Origin of the sequence: Prevotella sp. E13-27, assembly GCF_023217965.1 — a bacterium.
GTDB lineage: Bacteria > Bacteroidota > Bacteroidia > Bacteroidales > Bacteroidaceae > Prevotella.
In genome coordinates this window covers 1,062,076-1,077,785 of the sequence record NZ_JALPSC010000002.1, presented here as the reverse complement: position 1 = coordinate 1,077,785, position 15,710 = coordinate 1,062,076, and the positions used below count along the sequence as shown (strand labels likewise).

The 15,710-nt window shown below is 49.3% G+C and carries 14 protein-coding genes; 9 read left to right on the top strand and 5 right to left on the bottom strand.

The genetic code is table 11. The features are described 5' to 3' along the window. Nucleotides 1-415 precede the first annotated feature (415 nt). The 3 genes from M1L52_RS13665 (at nucleotide 416) to M1L52_RS13655 (ending at nucleotide 2,530) form a co-directional block, all read left to right on the top strand. Nucleotides 416-1,168 carry a DUF5715 family protein gene (locus tag M1L52_RS13665; protein ID WP_248615590.1) on the top strand — a complete coding sequence of 251 codons (753 nt, stop codon included), beginning with the start codon at nucleotides 416-418 and terminating at the stop codon, nucleotides 1,166-1,168. Nucleotides 1,169-1,268: 100 nt separating this feature from the next. Further along, the gene (rsmG, locus tag M1L52_RS13660) at nucleotides 1,269-1,889 is read left to right on the top strand and encodes a 16S rRNA (guanine(527)-N(7))-methyltransferase RsmG (RefSeq protein WP_248615589.1); all 621 of its coding nucleotides are present in this window, start codon (nucleotides 1,269-1,271) and stop codon (nucleotides 1,887-1,889) included. Continuing rightward, nucleotides 1,886-2,530: an MBL fold metallo-hydrolase gene (locus tag M1L52_RS13655; protein ID WP_248615588.1), complete on the top strand. Its 645-nt coding sequence runs from the start codon at nucleotides 1,886-1,888 to the stop codon at nucleotides 2,528-2,530. The genes rsmG and M1L52_RS13655 overlap by 4 nt, the downstream gene beginning before the upstream one ends. A gap of 30 nt (nucleotides 2,531-2,560) precedes the next feature. Here the strand turns inward: M1L52_RS13655 and M1L52_RS13650 are convergent, their stop codons facing one another. From M1L52_RS13650 to proS, 3 genes are all read right to left on the bottom strand, one after another. Then, on the bottom strand, nucleotides 2,561-4,213 hold the full coding sequence (locus M1L52_RS13650) for an alpha-amylase family glycosyl hydrolase (protein WP_248615587.1): 1,653 nt from the start codon (nucleotides 4,211-4,213) through the stop codon (nucleotides 2,561-2,563). Then, nucleotides 4,200-5,087: an ACP S-malonyltransferase gene (gene fabD, locus M1L52_RS13645; RefSeq protein WP_248615586.1), complete on the bottom strand. Its 888-nt coding sequence runs from the start codon at nucleotides 5,085-5,087 to the stop codon at nucleotides 4,200-4,202. The genes M1L52_RS13650 and fabD overlap by 14 nt, the downstream gene beginning before the upstream one ends. Nucleotides 5,088-5,172: 85 nt before the next feature. After that, a complete protein-coding gene (gene proS, locus M1L52_RS13640) occupies nucleotides 5,173-6,654 on the bottom strand; it encodes a proline--tRNA ligase (RefSeq protein ID WP_248615585.1) in 1,482 nt (493 codons plus the stop codon). 150 nt (nucleotides 6,655-6,804) lie between these two features. Between proS and M1L52_RS13635 the strand changes: the two genes are divergently transcribed. The 6 genes from M1L52_RS13635 (at nucleotide 6,805) to M1L52_RS13610 (ending at nucleotide 14,591) form a co-directional block, all read left to right on the top strand. After that, nucleotides 6,805-7,503, top strand: coding sequence for an OmpA family protein (locus M1L52_RS13635; RefSeq protein ID WP_248615584.1), 699 nt, complete (start codon nucleotides 6,805-6,807; stop codon nucleotides 7,501-7,503). A 12-nt stretch (nucleotides 7,504-7,515) separates the two neighbouring features. Next, entirely contained in the window at nucleotides 7,516-8,259 is a 744-nt protein-coding gene (mtgA, locus tag M1L52_RS13630; protein ID WP_248615583.1) for a monofunctional biosynthetic peptidoglycan transglycosylase, read from the top strand. Continuing rightward, entirely contained in the window at nucleotides 8,256-9,560 is a 1,305-nt protein-coding gene (locus tag M1L52_RS13625; protein WP_248615582.1) for a DEAD/DEAH box helicase, read from the top strand. The genes mtgA and M1L52_RS13625 overlap by 4 nt, the downstream gene beginning before the upstream one ends. Nucleotides 9,561-9,699: 139 nt before the next feature. Continuing rightward, entirely contained in the window at nucleotides 9,700-11,712 is a 2,013-nt protein-coding gene (locus tag M1L52_RS13620) for a transketolase family protein (protein WP_248615581.1), read from the top strand. A 103-nt stretch (nucleotides 11,713-11,815) separates the two neighbouring features. After that, entirely contained in the window at nucleotides 11,816-12,256 is a 441-nt protein-coding gene (gene rpiB / locus M1L52_RS13615) for a ribose 5-phosphate isomerase B (protein WP_248615580.1), read from the top strand. A 1-nt stretch (nucleotide 12,257) separates the two neighbouring features. Beyond that, nucleotides 12,258-14,591 carry an endo-1,4-beta-xylanase gene (locus tag M1L52_RS13610; protein ID WP_248615579.1) on the top strand — a complete coding sequence of 778 codons (2,334 nt, stop codon included), beginning with the start codon at nucleotides 12,258-12,260 and terminating at the stop codon, nucleotides 14,589-14,591. 88 nt (nucleotides 14,592-14,679) lie between these two features. Here the strand turns inward: M1L52_RS13610 and pyrF are convergent, their stop codons facing one another. Both pyrF and M1L52_RS13600 read right to left on the bottom strand, forming a co-directional pair. Beyond that, complete coding sequence (gene pyrF / locus M1L52_RS13605; protein ID WP_248615578.1) at nucleotides 14,680-15,507, bottom strand: orotidine-5'-phosphate decarboxylase; 828 nt, start codon at nucleotides 15,505-15,507, stop codon at nucleotides 14,680-14,682. Beyond that, entirely contained in the window at nucleotides 15,504-15,707 is a 204-nt protein-coding gene (locus M1L52_RS13600; protein WP_248615577.1) for a hypothetical protein, read from the bottom strand. The genes pyrF and M1L52_RS13600 overlap by 4 nt, the downstream gene beginning before the upstream one ends. Nucleotides 15,708-15,710 lie beyond the last annotated feature (3 nt).

The following is a 15,710-nucleotide window of genomic DNA, read 5'->3' as shown; positions in this document are numbered from 1 at the left end:
CTTTTCATTTATCTCAGATTTGTTTCAAATGTTAAAATTGAGATGTTGCCTGCTGTATTAGAGGAAAAAAGTAAACCTATTCAGTAAAGTAGTCAACATTCTCAGAAGCAAAAGTCAACAAAATCCGTACAGGCTGTTACGCAGTTACGCAGTTACGCAGTTGCATTTCTGTTCGGAGAAGTGTCAAAAATAAACGGTAATAATTTTTTATATTATATATTATAATAATATATTATTATAATATATAATATAATTTTTTTCTTCTCTTTTAAGACGATATGCAGATATACCTTATGCAACTGCGTAACTGCGTAACAGTGTAACTGCGTACTGTGTATGTAAAAATAAGAAAAATAAGTGTGATTTATTTTGCGTTTTGCTCTTTTTTTAGTACCTTTGCGACACAAAAGAAAAGATGGATTTCAAGGGTATAAAAGAGAAATATATAGAGTGCTTCGGCATAGTGGTGATAGTGCTGGCGCTGGGACGCTGCGCCTATGATGGGTTTACTCCGTCGGGCGAGCAGGAGGCTGTGGTGGCTCAGACAGAGGTGGTGATAAAAGAGACGACAGAGGTGAACGCCGTGAAGAAGGGAAAGCATCACCCAATAAGGTCGGTACGCAGCTTCAAGGAGTGTTTTCCTGATACAAATGCTGTGCAGTTGACAGCAGCACAGCGATGGGGCGTGAAGCCTGTGAAAGACCGCGAGGACGCAGAGAATAGAAAGGCTGAGCTGGTGTATATAGGTGCATCGCCATACTATCATGTGGATCCGCTGCATCAGAGCATTCCTTACATGGTGCCACGTGCCGCAATACTGCTTGAAGACATAGGCCGCGCGTTCTTCGACAGTCTGGCAGTGAAGGGTGTGCCTCTGCATAAGTTTATAGTGACAAGCGTATTGCGCACACAGAATGATGTGGTGAAGCTGCGCCGATTTAATGGCAATGCGACAGAGAACTCATGTCACCTCTATGGCACAACGGTGGATATTTGCTATAACAGATATAAGACGGTGGAAGATCCTGAAGGACCTGCACGACGAGTGGTGCGCAACGACACGCTGAAATATGTGCTCTCGGAGGTGCTGCGCGACATGCGTGAGAACAACCGATGCTACATAAAGTATGAGGTGAAACAGGGATGCTTTCACATGACGGTGAGGTGAAAGAGGTGAGAGGTTCTTTGCAAGCAAAGCGTCGCTTCGCGCCGAGCGAGAGGTGAGAGGTTAGAGGTGAGAATTGAGAACTGAGAACTGAGAATTGAGAATGGAACTGATAGAAAAATATTTCCCACAACTGAGTGACGAACAGCGAGAGCAGTTTGCTAAGCTGGACGCGCTCTACCACGAGTGGAACGAGAAGATAAACGTGATATCGAGAAAGGATATTGATAACCTCTACGAGCACCATGTGCTTCACTCGCTGGCAATAGCGAAGATGGTGAACTTCCGCCCAGGCACACAGATTCTGGACTTCGGAACGGGTGGGGGATTCCCAGGAGTGCCGCTTGCCATACTCTTCCCAGAGTGTGAGTTCAAACTCATAGACGGAACGGGAAAGAAGATTCGAGTGGCACAGGAGGTGAGCAATGCCATAGGACTGAAGAACTGCCATCCGGAGCATCTTCGTGGCGAGGAGGAGAAGGGAAAGTATGACTTCGTGGTGAGCCGTGCCGTGATGCCTCTGCCTGACCTCGTGAAGATTGTGCGCAAGAATATAGGCAAGGAACAGCGTAACGCTCTGCCAAACGGCGTTATATGCCTCAAAGGTGGCGACCTTCAGGCGGAGACGCAGCCTTACCGTAGAATAGTGATGACTCAGGCTCTCTCGGAATGGTTCAGCGAGGAGTGGTTCAAGGAGAAATACTGCATATATCTGCCACTATGATAGACGTAAAGACTTTTCAGTTTAATGTGCTGCAGGAGAATACCTATGTGGTGAGCGACGACACGAAAGAGTGTGTCATCATAGACTGTGGCGCTTTCTACAACTCTGAGCGACAGGCAATAGTAGATTATATAAAGACAAACAACCTGAAGCCTGTTCATCTGCTCTGCACACACGGACATCTGGACCATTGTTTTGGCAACGACACCATCTATGACGAGTTCGGACTGAAGCCTGAGCTGCACAGCGAGGACGAGTTTCTGGCTGCCGACCTGACTAAGCAGGCTGCCGACTTCTTCGGATTTCCCTATGACCACCCAACACCTCCAATAGGCGCTTTCCTCACAGAGAACGACATCATAACTTTTGGAAACCACAAGCTGAAGGTGATACACACGCCTGGACACACTCCAGGAGGAGTGATGTACTGGTGTGAGGAGGAAAACACGGCATTCTCAGGCGACACGCTCTTCCGCATGAGCATAGGTCGCACAGACTTTGAAAAAGGTTCGTGGCAGCAACTTTCCTGCAGTTTGAAGAAAATTGCCGCCACGCTTCCTGATGGCACCGTCATCTATTGCGGACACGGTCCGAAGACTACGATAGATGACGAAAAACTTATGAATCCTTATATGCGCTGATACTTCAGCACCACTAAAACTTCAGCACCTTTAAAACTTCAGCACCACACCACCACGTGCAGGCAGGGCAATGCAGACTTGAGCATTGCTGCGCAGAGCCAATGTGAGCTTTTCGCCTGTGAGCAGGTCAGTGGCTGAATAGTCGCGCTCATCAATCTTCATGTATTCGAACGCATGAGACGGTATGGTGAGGTCTATGCTGCGAGCCACGTCTTCGAAGTTGACAACAACAAGCAGATGGCTCTTGCCATCGCTGCGAAGGAACGCATACTGACCACCATACTGCGTGTTGGCATACATGAGGTCGAACATCTGCCCCTCGCTTACAGCCTTCTCTTTCTGAGCTATAGACAGCACCTTCGTGTAGAGGTTTGAGAGCAGCTGCTCGTCTTCCGTGAGCTTACCTTCAGCAGCACGACAGAGTGTATCTACCGACCAGTAGTCGAAGATGGTGGTGCGACCATCGCGTCCGCTGAATCCCTCTTCATCCATTCCACGCTCGCCATATTCCTGTCCGGCATAGATCATGAGCGGATTCTGCTGGAGCAGAGCCGAGATGATGAGTGCTGGAACAGCCTTGAAGCCATTGCCTGCAAAGAAGTCGCTGGCTATGCGCTGCTCGTCATGGTTCTCAAGGAAATAGAGCATGTGCTGGCGAATATCGTCAGTCTGCTGCCACGCATGGGTGATGTCGTGGGTGCCGCGACGATGGCAGGTGATGTCGCGCAGTACATCGTACATGCCTACCTTGTCATAGAGATAGTCGAAGCCTGAGGCAATATAGTTGCGATACTCGTATGGGTTATAGACCTCGCCTATGAACAAAAGAGACGGATATGCAGCCTTTACCTTTGCTGTGGCGTAAGCCCAGAAGGCGGCAGGCACCATCTCAGCCATATCGCAGCGGAAGCCATCGATGCCCTTTGATGCCCAAAACAGCAGGATGTCTGTCATCTTGTTCCAAGTGTCAGGCACAGGGTCGAAATGGCCTATACCGCCTGCATAGTAGTCAACGCCATAGTTCAGCTTCACCGTCTCGTACCAGTCGTTCTGACCAGGTGCGTTGTTGAAGCAGTCGTTGCCAGTAGCTTTGGCAGGCTCCTCGCAGTAGGGCTCCTTCTCGCCGTGATAGAGGTCGAAGTAGGGGGTGAAGCGCTCGCCTGGGCAGTAGTAGAAGTTGTTAGTGGCAGGAGCGAAGCCCTGAGTCTGGTCATCGTCCTCGCCAAGGTCCTTCACACCCTTTGGCTTGCAGATGCTCTTATACTGGCGTGCCACATGGTTAGGCACGAAGTCGATGATGACCTTCATGCCAGCGCGATGGGTGCGATTGACAAGCTTCTCAAACTCCTCCATGCGCTTGTCAACATTGACAGCCAGGTCGGGGTCTATGTCGTAGTAGTCGGCAATGGCGTAGGGAGAGCCTGCGCGTCCCTTCACCACAGCAGGATGCTGGCGAGGGATGCCGTAAGGGGTATAGTCGGTCATGGTGGCATGACGTATGACGCCTGTGTACCACACATGAGTGAAGCCTTTCTCGCGAATCTGCTTCAACACGCTCGGCGTGAAGTCGTTGAGCTTTCCACAGCCGTTTTCCTCAATCGTTCCAAAAGGTTTACGCGCCTGACAGCGATTGCCATACAGACGCGTAAAGATTTGGTAGATGTGTATCTTACTGGATGCCATGAGCACTAACAGTGTTATTGATCTTTGCAATCATTCCCTGCAGAGCCTTGCCAGGACCACACTCTGTGAAGTCGTCGGCACCGTCGGCAATCATAGACTGTACACACTGAGTCCAGCGTACGCTTGAGGTGAGCTGAGCAATGAGGTTCTGCTTGATCTCAGCTGGGTCGGTGTGAGGCTTTCCGTCAACATTCTGATAGACGGGACACTTAGGAGTCTGGAACTCGGTCTTCTCGATGGCTGCCTGGAGCTCATCCTTGGCAGGCTGCATCAGAGGAGAGTGGAACGCGCCACCAACCTTCAGAGGAAGTGCACGCTTAGCACCAGCAGCCTTCAGCTGCTCGCAAGCCTCGTTGATGGCCTCTACGTTGCCAGAGATAACCAGCTGACCAGGGTTGTTGTAGTTAGCACAAACAACAACGTTGCCCTCGCGATTGATGCCAGCGCAGATTTCCTCAACCTTCTCGTCAGGAAGACCAATGATGGCTGCCATAGTAGAAGGAGCTGCCTCGCAAGCCTTCTGCATAGCCATTGCACGTGCATAGACCAGCTTCAGACCGTCCTCGAAAGAGAGGGCGCCTGCTGCAACGAGAGCTGAGAACTCACCAAGAGAGTGACCAGCAGTCATGGCTGGCTGGAAAGCGTCGCCCATGCAGATGGCAGAGATTACTGAGTGGAGGAACACGGCAGGCTGAGTGACCTTGGTCTGCTTCAGGTCGTCGTCAGTTCCCTCGAACATGATATCTGTGATGCGATAGCCGAGAATGTTGTTGGCCTTCTCAAAGAGTTCCTTTGCTGTTGCGTTGTTGTCGTAGAGGTCCTTGCCCATGCCTACGAACTGTGCTCCCTGTCCAGGAAAAACAAATGCTTTCATTGTCTAAGTTCTTTTAAATGTATTTTTATGTTTGTAATTGAATCGTTGATGACTTTCTATATATAAATAAGGTGTCAGTGTAGAATTAGTAGCTGCGAGCAATGATGACGCGAGCCTTTGAAGGCTTGCCTGTTACCATGTCCACGCCAGGTGTCTGCTCTACGCCGAAAGGCACGCAGCGGATAGTGGCCTGAGTCTCCTCCTTGATCTTTGCCTCAGTCTCAGCTGTGCCGTCCCAGTGGCAGAGGAAGAAGCCGCCGTCCTTAACCTTCTCCTTGAACTCCTCGTAGTTCTCGCACTCGAAGATGTGAGCATCACGATAGTCCTTGGCCTTCTTGAAGATGTTGGCCTGAATGTCGTCGAGCAGCTGCTCAACATACTCAGCGATGCCCTCCAGAGGACGTGTCTCCTTCTCGAGAGTGTCACGACGCATAACCTCTATGGTGCCGTTCTCAAGGTCGCGAGCACCAAGAACGAGGCGAACGGGAACACCCTTCAGCTCGTAGTCGGCAAACTTGAAGCCAGGACGCTTGTTGTCAGAATCGTCGAACTTGACGCTGATGCCCTTGGCACGCAGCTTCTCAATGATTGGTGTAACCTCGCTGTTCACCTGCTCGAGCTGCTCAGGCTTGTTGGCGATAGGAATGATTACCACCTGCAGAGGAGCAAGACGTGGAGGCAGAACGAGGCCGTTGTCGTCAGAGTGGGTCATGATGAGAGCGCCGATGAGACGTGTAGAAACACCCCATGAGGTAGCCCACACATACTCAGGCTTGTTCTCCTTGTTGAGATAAGTCACCTCGAAAGCCTTTGCGAAGTTCTGGCCAAGGAAGTGAGAGGTGCCGCTCTGAAGAGCCTTACCATCCTGCATCATAGCCTCTATGGTGTAGGTGTCGAGAGCACCTGCGAAACGCTCGGTCTCACTCTTCACACCCTGAATAACAGGTACAGCCATCCACTCCTCAGCAAACTTAGCATAAACCTTCAGCATCTTCTGTGCCTCCTGTTCAGCCTCCTCGCGAGTAGCGTGGGCTGTGTGGCCCTCCTGCCAGAGGAATTCAGAGGTGCGGAGGAAAGGACGTGTGCGCATCTCCCAGCGCATAACGTTACACCACTGGTTGCACATCAGGGGCAGGTCGCGCCAAGAGTGAATCCAGTTCTTATAGGTGTTCCAGATGATAGTCTCAGAAGTAGGACGCACGATGAGCTCCTCTTCAAGCTTAGCTGAAGGGTCAACCTCAACACCGCTCTTGTCGTCCTTAGCACGCAGACGATAGTGGGTTACAACAGCGCACTCCTTAGCGAAGCCTTCTACATGCTCAGCCTCGCGAGAAAGGAACGACTTAGGGATGAGCAGGGGGAAGTAAGCGTTCTGAGCACCAGTCTCCTTGAACATCTTGTCAAGCTGCTGCTGCATCTTCTCCCAGATAGCATAGCCATAGGGCTTTATAACCATACAACCACGTACAGCCGACTGCTCAGCAAGGTCGGCTTTTACAACCAAGTCGTTGAACCACTGACTGTAGTTATCGGCTCTTTTCGTCAATTCTTTTAATTCTTTTGCCATGATTTTTATGTCGTTGTTTGAAATTTGGGTGCAAAAATACTAAAAAAAGTTGGAAAAGATGACAATTATAACAAATAAATAGCTTATCTTTGCACCACGAAAGTAATTGATCTTTATATTTAACCATTTAAACTTACAAATTTTTTAATCATGAAGAAATTTAAAGTTGTAATCCTGACGCTTTGCGCAGGAATCGTGATGGCAGGTTGTAACAATCTGCAGAAGGGTACTGCTATCGGAGCTGCCGGTGGCGCAGTTCTGGGTGCTGTAGTAGGTAAGCTGGCTGGTAACACAGCTGTTGGCGCTGCCGTAGGTACAGCTGTTGGTGCTGGTGCTGGTGCTCTCATCGGCAAGAAGATGGACAAGGTTAAGGCTCAGGCTCAGGCTGTTCAGAACGCTCAGGTAGAAGAGGTTACTGACGCTAACGGACTGCAGGCCGTAAAGGTTACCTTCGATTCAGGCATTCTGTTCACTACAGGTAGCTCAGTTCTCAGCCAGACAGCTAAGACATCACTCGCTAACTTCGCTAACGTGCTGAAGCAGAACACTGACTGCGACGTTGCCGTTCAGGGTTATACTGACAACCAGGGCTGGAAGAACAGCACAGCAGAGCAGAGCGCTCAGAAGAACCTGAACCTCTCTCAGGAGCGTGCACAGGCTGTTACATCATTCCTGCAGACTCAGGGCGTTTCAGCTTCTCAGATTCGCAGCACAACTGGTTTCGGCGAGGCTAATCCTGTAGCTGACAACTCAACAAAGGCTGGTCAGCAGCAGAACCGTCGTGTAGAGGTTTATATGTATGCAAGCGAGGCAATGATCAAGGCTGCCGAGGCAGGCACACTGCAGTAAGCCTATTACTATATGGTGGTTTTAGACTTTCTGAAAAAAACACTTAAATGGATCGTGGTGGCATTTTTTGCTTCCACGATTCTTTCTGTTATCATTTATCGTTTCGTTCCTGTCTTCGTCACACCACTCATGGTGATACGTGTCATAGAGCAGATAGGCGATGGCAAGGAAATAAAGATGAAACACTCATGGACTTCGATAGATCACATGTCGAAGTACATGCCTGTAGCGGTGATAGCAAGCGAGGACGCCAATTTCCTGGAACATCACGGATTTGACTTTGAAGCCATAGAGAAAGCTGCAAAGAGGAACATGGACCATCCTGAGAAGCGAAAGCTGGGAGCATCGACCATATCACAGCAGACAGCAAAGAACGTGTTCCTTTGGCCAGGACGCTCTTGGGTTCGCAAAGGTTTTGAAGCTTATTTCACCACGCTTATAGAACTGCTGTGGAGCAAACAGCGCATCATGGAGGTCTATCTGAACTCCATAGAGACTGGCGACGGCATCTATGGCGTAGAGGCTGTGGCGAAGGCACACTTCAACTGCAAGGCGAGTGAGCTTACTCGCAGCCAGTGTGCGCTAATAGCTGTAACGCTGCCCAACCCACGCAAGTTCAGCTCAAAGAATCCAAGTGCCTACATATTGAAACGTCAGGCAAGAATAGAGCGAGAGATGAGATACGTGCCGCTGTTCCCAAAGGCGGGCGAGGACGTAAAGAAAAATGAAGGCGATAATATAAAGAAAAAGAAATGAAAGGATTAGAGAAACTGGGCATAGCAGAGCTTAACAGCATGCAGCAGGAGGCCTATGATGCCATACTGCGTACACAGAACGACGTTCTGATATTGTCGCCTACAGGTTCAGGTAAGACGCTGGCATATCTGCTGCCGCTTGTGGAGCTGATTGATGCAAACAATGATAACGTGCAGGCACTTGTCGTGGTGCCTGGACGAGAACTGTCTTTGCAGTCGGACAGGGTGCTGAGACAGATGGGATGTGGAGTGCGCTCGCAGGCTTGCTATGGTGGACGCACAGCTATGGAGGAACACAAGGTGCTGAAGCAGAACCGTCCGCAAATAGTCTTTGGCACACCAGGGCGTATCAACGACCACTTGGAAAAGGGAAATATAGACGCAAACAATATAAAATATCTTGTTATAGACGAGTTTGACAAATGTCTCGAGATGGGTTTCCAAAACGAGATGTCAAAGCTCATTGCCACGCTTCCTGCATTGCGTAGGAGAGTGCTGCTCTCTGCTACTGAAGCAGAGCAGATACCTCGCTTCGTGGAGATGAAGAAGACTCAGCGCCTGGACTATCTTGACGATGAGCAGGAGGTGTCTGAAAGAGTGGAGGTATATGAAGTGAAAAGTCCGCAGAAGGATAAGCTCGATACGCTTAGCCTGCTGCTTAAGAATATAGGTGAACAGCAGAGCGTGGTGTTCCTTAACTATCGCGACTCTGTGGAGCGTGTTGACCAGTATCTGCGTCAGCAGGGATTCGTGACAAGCGCCTTTCATGGCGGACTGGACCAGCGTCAGCGAGAAGACGCTCTCTATAAGTTCAGCAATGGCTCGTCAACAGTACTCGTGTCAACAGACCTCGCCTCACGAGGACTGGACATTCCAAACCTCGAGAATGTTATTCACTATCATCTGCCAGTCAACGAGGAGGCACTCATACACAGGGTGGGGCGCACAGCACGCTGGCAAGCCTCTGGAAGAACGTTCTTCATAGTGGGTCCTGAAGAGAAAATCATGGTTGAGGGAATAGACGCAGAGCCGTTTGAACTAAACGCGGTTAGCGTTCTGCCTAAACCCATCATGGGAACAATATATATTGGTAAAGGCAAGAAAGACAAGATCTCGAAGGGCGATATTGCTGGATTCCTCTGCAAGGTGGGAGGACTCTCTTCGCAGGATATAGGACGGATAGATGTTACTGACCGTTATGCCTATGTGGCTGTAAGACGCGAGGTTATCAACAGTATGCTAAAGAACGTCAGCGGACAGAAGATTAAGGGTCTGAAGACTGTCGTAGAGCCTGTGAGATAAAAAATATATTAAAATGGCGAATTAGCTTGTCTGTTTAGCGTATTTTTTCGTATCTTTGCAGAATCCTAAAAACAGAAACCGATAAATCGAATTTTTACTGGAAAAATAAATTACCATTATTTATTAAATAACTAAAATTATGAACGACAACAAAGTGATGTACAAAGCAGCCGACAATATCCGTATTCTGGCTGCTTCAATGGTTGAGAAAGCAAAGTCTGGTCACCCAGGTGGTGCTATGGGTGGTGCCGATTTTATCAACACTCTCTACAGCGAGTTCCTTGTTTATGACCCAGAGAATCCCGCATGGGAAGGTCGTGACCGTTTCTTCCTCGACCCAGGCCACATGGCTCCAATGCTCTACAGCCAGCTTGCTCTCATTGGCAAGTACACTCTCGAGGATCTGAAGAATCTTCGTCAGTGGGGTTCAGTAACTCCTGGTCACCCAGAGCGCGAGATTGAGCGTGGCATTGAGAATACATCAGGTCCCCTCGGACAGGGTCACTGCTTCGCAGTAGGTGCTGCCATCGCTGCCAAGTTCCTGAAGGCTCGTCTGGGCAACGTTATGAACCAGACCATCTATGCATACATCTCTGACGGTGGTGTGCAGGAGGAAATCTCTCAGGGTGCAGGTCGTATCGCAGGTAACCTTGGTCTTGACAACCTCATCATGTTCTATGACGCTAACGACATTCAGCTCTCAACAAAGACTGAGGTCGTAACATGCGAGGACACAGCAAAGAAATATGAGGCATGGGGATGGTTCGTTCAGAAAATCGACGGAAACAATGTTGACGAGATTCGCGAGGCCATCAAGAAGGCACAGGCTGAGAAGAACCGTCCTTCACTCATCATCGGTCACTGCGTAATGGGTAAGGGCGCTCGCAAGGCTGACGGCTCTTCTTATGAGAGCAACTGCGCTACCCACGGTGCTCCTCTCGGTGGCGATGCTTACATCAACACCATGAAGAACCTCGGCGCTGATCCTGAGAATCCATTCCAGATCTTCCCAGAGGTACAGGAGCTTTATGCAAAGCGTCGCGAGGAACTGAAGAAGATCTGCGCTGAGCGCTATGCTGAGAAGGCAGAGTGGGCAAAGGGACATCCAGAGCAGGCTAAGCAGCTCGAGGAGTGGTTCAGCGGCAAGGCTCCAAAGATTGACTGGAGCAAGGTTGAGCAGAAGCCTGGTTGCGCTACACGTAACGCATCAGCTACCGTTCTCGGTCAGCTGGCTGAGCAGGTTCCTAACATGATCTGCGCATCTGCCGACCTTTCTAACTCTGATAATACTAATGGCTTCCTGAAGAAGACCAAGGACATGGTTCGTGGCGACTTCAGTGGTGCATTCTTCGAGGCAGGTGTTGCTGAGCTCACCATGGCTTGCTGCTGCATCGGTATGGCTCTTCACGGTGGTGTTATCCCAGCTTGCGGTACCTTCTTTGTATTCTCTGACTACATGAAGCCCGCTGTACGTATGGCTGCCCTCATGGAGCTGCCTGTTAAGTTCATCTGGACTCACGATGCCTTCCGTGTAGGTGAGGATGGTCCTACCCACGAGCCTGTTGAGCAGGAGGCACAGATCCGTCTGATGGAGAAGCTGAAGAACCACCACGGTAAGAACTCTGTATTGGTAGTTCGTCCTGCTGATGCTGAGGAGACCACCGTTTGCTGGCGCATGGCTATGGAGAACATCGATACTCCTACAGCACTCATCTTCTCTCGTCAGAACATCGAGATGCTGCCAGAGGGCAACGACTACAACCAGGCAACAAAGGGTGCTTACGTTGTAGCTGGCTCAGACGAGAACTACGATGTTATCCTGCTTGCTTCTGGTTCAGAGGTTTCTACTCTCGAGGCTGGTGCTAAGCTCCTCCGCGAGGATGGCGTAAAGGTTCGCATCGTGAGCGTTCCTTCTGAGGGTCTGTTCCGCAGCCAGTCTAAGGAGTATCAGCAGAGCGTTCTGCCTGCTGGCAAGAAGAAGTTCGGTCTCACCGCTGGTCTGCCTGTTAACCTCGAGGGTCTGGTAGGTGCCGACGGTACTGTTTGGGGTCTCGAGAGCTTCGGCTTCTCTGCTCCTTACAAGGTGCTCGACGAGAAGCTCGGCTTCACTGGCGAGAATGTTTACAAGCAGGTGAAAGCTCTACTCAAATAATGAGTAATGAGAAATGAGTAATTATGATTACCTCTCACGCACAGACTTTGCGCGTGTCTGGTAATCATAATTATTAATTACTAATTTCTAATTACTAATTGATATGGAAATAAAAACAATCGGTCTCGCCAGCGATCACGCTGGCTATGCTCTTAAGCAGTTTGTGAAGAAGTACCTCGAGGAAAAGGGCTACGAGTTCAAGGACTATGGCACCTACACAGAGGACTCATGCGACTATAGCGACTTCGGACACGCACTTGCAGAGGGCATTGAGAAAGGTGAGGTGTTCCCAGGCATTGCCATCTGTGGCAGTGGCGAGGGCATCAACATGACCTTGAACAAACATCAGAGCATACGCGCTGGTCTGTGCTGGATTCCAGAGATAGCACATCTCATACGTCAGCACAACAATGCAAATGTTCTTGTCATGCCAGGTCGTTTCATCGACGAGGATATGGCTCGCAAGATTATGGACGAATATTTCTCAACAGAGTTTGAGGGTGGTCGCCATCAGAAGCGTATTGACAAGATTCCTGTAAAGTAATATGAAGAAACTATGCTTACTGTTGTTTGTGGCTGGTCTGATGACTTCTGCTGTCGCACAGTCCAAATTCGAGTTGGGTAAGCCAAATGACGACAACTATCGTTATTTGGATGACTATCTGGCTTTGAAGGAATATATCAACCACACAGCTCATCCAAAGTTTAAGCTCGGCATAGGCACAACTGTCAACGACTACCTCAACAACACACTTGTAAAGAACCTTACCAACAAGAACTTTACTGAGACGGTGGCTGGCAACGCCATGAAGATGGGAAGTTGTGTGGATGGCAATGGTAACATGAACTTCACTACTGTAAAGAACTATGTGAATGCTGCTACCAATGCTGGACTTAATGTCTATGGCCACGTTCTTGCCTGGCACTCTCAGCAGCCTAAGGGATGGCTGCTCAAGCTGCTTGCCGACAAGCCTGCGCCAGAACTCACCGATGGCGATGTTGAAGTGGTGGAGTTGGCTGCCAGTAAGGATTTCCGTACTAATCAGAGCGTGGGGTGGAAAGCTAACGAGTCGGAATACGGCTTTACGGTAAGCTTCAACTCTACTGATGGTCTCCATCTCAATTCCACGAAATCATATTCCTATCAGGTGCAGTTCGTTGGCATGGATAACATCATTCTCCAAAAGGGAAAGCAGTATAAGATGACCATGACAGTAAAAGGCTCAAAGTCGGGTAAGGTGTCTGGACGTCTTGGCGACTGGAGTGGGGGAGCGAGCGTAAGCGTGCCTTTCACAACAGCATGGCAAGATGTTGTAGTAAACGTCAAGCCTACTATGGAGAGCAGCTTCCTGCTGATGCAGTTCCCAAATTTTGTGGGCGATGTCTATATTAAGAGCATCAAGTTTGAAGCTGTTAAGAAGGGTAAGACCATTAAAGAGGAGCGTCGCTGCATTAAGGCTCATGCTAAGGCAAAGCAGTCTGAGGCTTGGGATAATCAGATGTGGATTGTTCCTGGCTCGTTCGCATCAGGAGCAAGCTATGTGTTCACTGCCGATGTGCGTGCCGACAAGCCTGCCTATGCCTCCACACAGATACATAACGCCCCCAGAACTTATGTGAACTCTGATGCTTTTGGCAACATCAGCTTTACTACTGAGTGGAAGACTGTCACAGTAAGTGGAAAGTTCAGCGCTGCAGGACAGAGCATAGCACTCAACCTGAGTGAGCTTGCCGATGAGAACAACTACTATTTCGATAATGTAAGCCTGAAGATTAACGGCACTGAGAAGATAAAGAATGGTGACCTCGAAGGCACAGACCTCAGCTCGTTCAAGGTAAAGGAATATGGAGGCAGTGTTGTCGCTCCAACAGTCATCGACAGTCTGACTTATGTCTATGTGCCAAGCTCTATTCCTTTGACAGCACAGGAGCGTCACGACACTCTCGTCTATGCTATGGACAAGTGGATAAAGGGCATGATGAATGCCTGCAATGGCAAGGTTAAGGCATGGGACCTCGTCAACGAGGCTATCTCAGGCGGTGGCAACGATGGCTCAGGCAACTATACCCTGCAGCACTCACAGGGCTATAACCCTGACGGAACATGGGACGTAGGTGGCGATGCCTTCTATTGGCAGGACTATATGGGCGACCTCGAATATGTGCGCCAGGCATGCAGACTTGCACGCAAATATGGTCCTGACAGTGTTGTACTCTTCATCAACGACTACAACCTCGAGTCTGACTGGGACGGCAACAAGAAGCTTAAGTCACTCATCAACTGGATAAAGAAATGGGAGGCTGACAGCATCACCAAGATTGACGGCATAGGCACTCAGATGCACATATCTTATTATGAGAACAGCAGCACGCTGTCAAGCAAGAAGAGCGCCATCACTAACATGTTCAAGCTCATGGCTGCAACAGGCAAGTACGTGCGTGTAAGTGAGCTCGACATGGGATATGTTAATTCCAGTGGAAACGATGTGCCCACAGCAAGCATGACCGAGGCACAGCATAAGCGAATGGCTAACTACTACGAGTGGATCATCAAGGAGTTCTTCCGTTGCGTGCCTGCCTCACAGCAATGGGGCATCTGCCATTGGTGTCCTACCGATTCGCCTGAACACAGCGGATGGCGAGCCAACACTCCTGTAGGCATCTGGGATCTGAACTACTATCGCAAGCATGTCTATTCTGGCTTTGTTAAAGGACTCGGAGGTGTGCCAAATGCCATTGATGATATTAAGGAAGACACGTCTCTCGACACATCAAAGGGCATCTACAACCTTAAGGGTATGCGCATGCATGCCACATCGATTGGCGAGCTCCCTGCTGGCCTATATGTGGTAAACGGCAAGAAGGTAGTAGTCAAGTAACATCACATCACAATACAAGAATAGGGTTGACATTTGCTTGTCAACCCTATTTCTGTTATTATTATGTATTTTATTATTATGTATTCAATTAAAGTCCAGCCTTCTCAAGCTCTATTGCCATCTCCTGCTGAAGCTCACGAGCCTTGTTGCCTGCCATTCCAGCAAAATGGTCATCAGAAGAAGCATAGATTATTCCACGAGAAGAGTTGACGAGCAATCCACAGTCCTTGTTCATGCCATACTTGCACACCTCCTGAAGCGAGCCACCCTGAGCACCTACGCCAGGCACAAGCAGGAAATGGTTAGGAGCAATGCGCCGTATGTCCTCAAACATCTTACCCTGAGTGGCACCTACAACGAACATCATGTTCTTGTCGTTACCCCACTGCTGACACTTTTTCATAACTTTCTCAAACAGGCGCTCGCCTTGAGCATCTTCAGTCAACTGGAAGTCATAAGAGCCCTTGTTGCTTGTCAGCGCCAGCACGATAACCCATTTGCCGTCATATTGCAGGAATGGAGTAATGCTGTCCTCACCCATGTATGGTGCCACGGTAAGCGCGTCGATGTCATACTCCTCAAAGAAGGTGCGAGCATACATCTGGCTGGTGTTGCCTATATCACCACGCTTTGCGTCGGCAATGATCAGGTGGTTAGGATAGTTCTTCTTAAGATAGTCGCATGTCTTGACAAACGACTCCATGCCCTTCAGTCCGAAAGCCTCATAGAAAGCAAGGTTTGGCTTGTAAGCCACACAGTATGCTGCTGTAGCATCGATGATGGCCTTGTTGAACTCGAAGATGGGGTCGTGAAGGTCGAAGACACACTTAGGCATCTTCTTTGGGTCAGTGTCGAGACCTACACAAAGAAACGAGCGTTTCTCGCGAATCTGTTCTATTAATTCTGTTCTTGTCATGAAATGCTTTTCTTTATTAATAATAGTATAAATCTTGATAGGAAGAAGAGGATTAGCCATACCAGCCAATAAAGCCAAAAGCCATCTTCCCGGAACACTTCGGCGATTGCTGCGGCAATGAATATTGCCAAAAAGTCAGACCATTGCTTCTTGATGCTAGACCATGTCCATTCTTTTTTAACTTCTTCCCAAAATCCCATATT

Excerpts from the sequence above, each read along its gene's own strand:
- rpiB (WP_248615580.1), top strand. The coding sequence starts at position 11,816 with ATGGAAATAAAAACAATCGGTCTCGCCAGCGATCACGCTGGCTATGCT.
- proS (WP_248615585.1), bottom strand. The coding sequence starts at position 6,654 with ATGGCAAAAGAATTAAAAGAATTGACGAAAAGAGCCGATAACTACAGT.
- rsmG (WP_248615589.1), top strand. The coding sequence starts at position 1,269 with ATGGAACTGATAGAAAAATATTTCCCACAACTGAGTGACGAACAGCGA.
- fabD (WP_248615586.1), bottom strand. The coding sequence starts at position 5,087 with ATGAAAGCATTTGTTTTTCCTGGACAGGGAGCACAGTTCGTAGGCATG.
- M1L52_RS13665 (WP_248615590.1), top strand. The coding sequence starts at position 416 with ATGGATTTCAAGGGTATAAAAGAGAAATATATAGAGTGCTTCGGCATA.
- M1L52_RS13600 (WP_248615577.1), bottom strand. The coding sequence starts at position 15,707 with ATGGGATTTTGGGAAGAAGTTAAAAAAGAATGGACATGGTCTAGCATC.
- M1L52_RS13620 (WP_248615581.1), top strand. The coding sequence starts at position 9,700 with ATGAACGACAACAAAGTGATGTACAAAGCAGCCGACAATATCCGTATT.
- M1L52_RS13655 (WP_248615588.1), top strand. The coding sequence starts at position 1,886 with ATGATAGACGTAAAGACTTTTCAGTTTAATGTGCTGCAGGAGAATACC.
- mtgA (WP_248615583.1), top strand. The coding sequence starts at position 7,516 with ATGGTGGTTTTAGACTTTCTGAAAAAAACACTTAAATGGATCGTGGTG.
- M1L52_RS13650 (WP_248615587.1), bottom strand. The coding sequence starts at position 4,213 with ATGGCATCCAGTAAGATACACATCTACCAAATCTTTACGCGTCTGTAT.
- pyrF (WP_248615578.1), bottom strand. The coding sequence starts at position 15,507 with ATGACAAGAACAGAATTAATAGAACAGATTCGCGAGAAACGCTCGTTT.
- M1L52_RS13635 (WP_248615584.1), top strand. The coding sequence starts at position 6,805 with ATGAAGAAATTTAAAGTTGTAATCCTGACGCTTTGCGCAGGAATCGTG.
- M1L52_RS13610 (WP_248615579.1), top strand. The coding sequence starts at position 12,258 with ATGAAGAAACTATGCTTACTGTTGTTTGTGGCTGGTCTGATGACTTCT.
- M1L52_RS13625 (WP_248615582.1), top strand. The coding sequence starts at position 8,256 with ATGAAAGGATTAGAGAAACTGGGCATAGCAGAGCTTAACAGCATGCAG.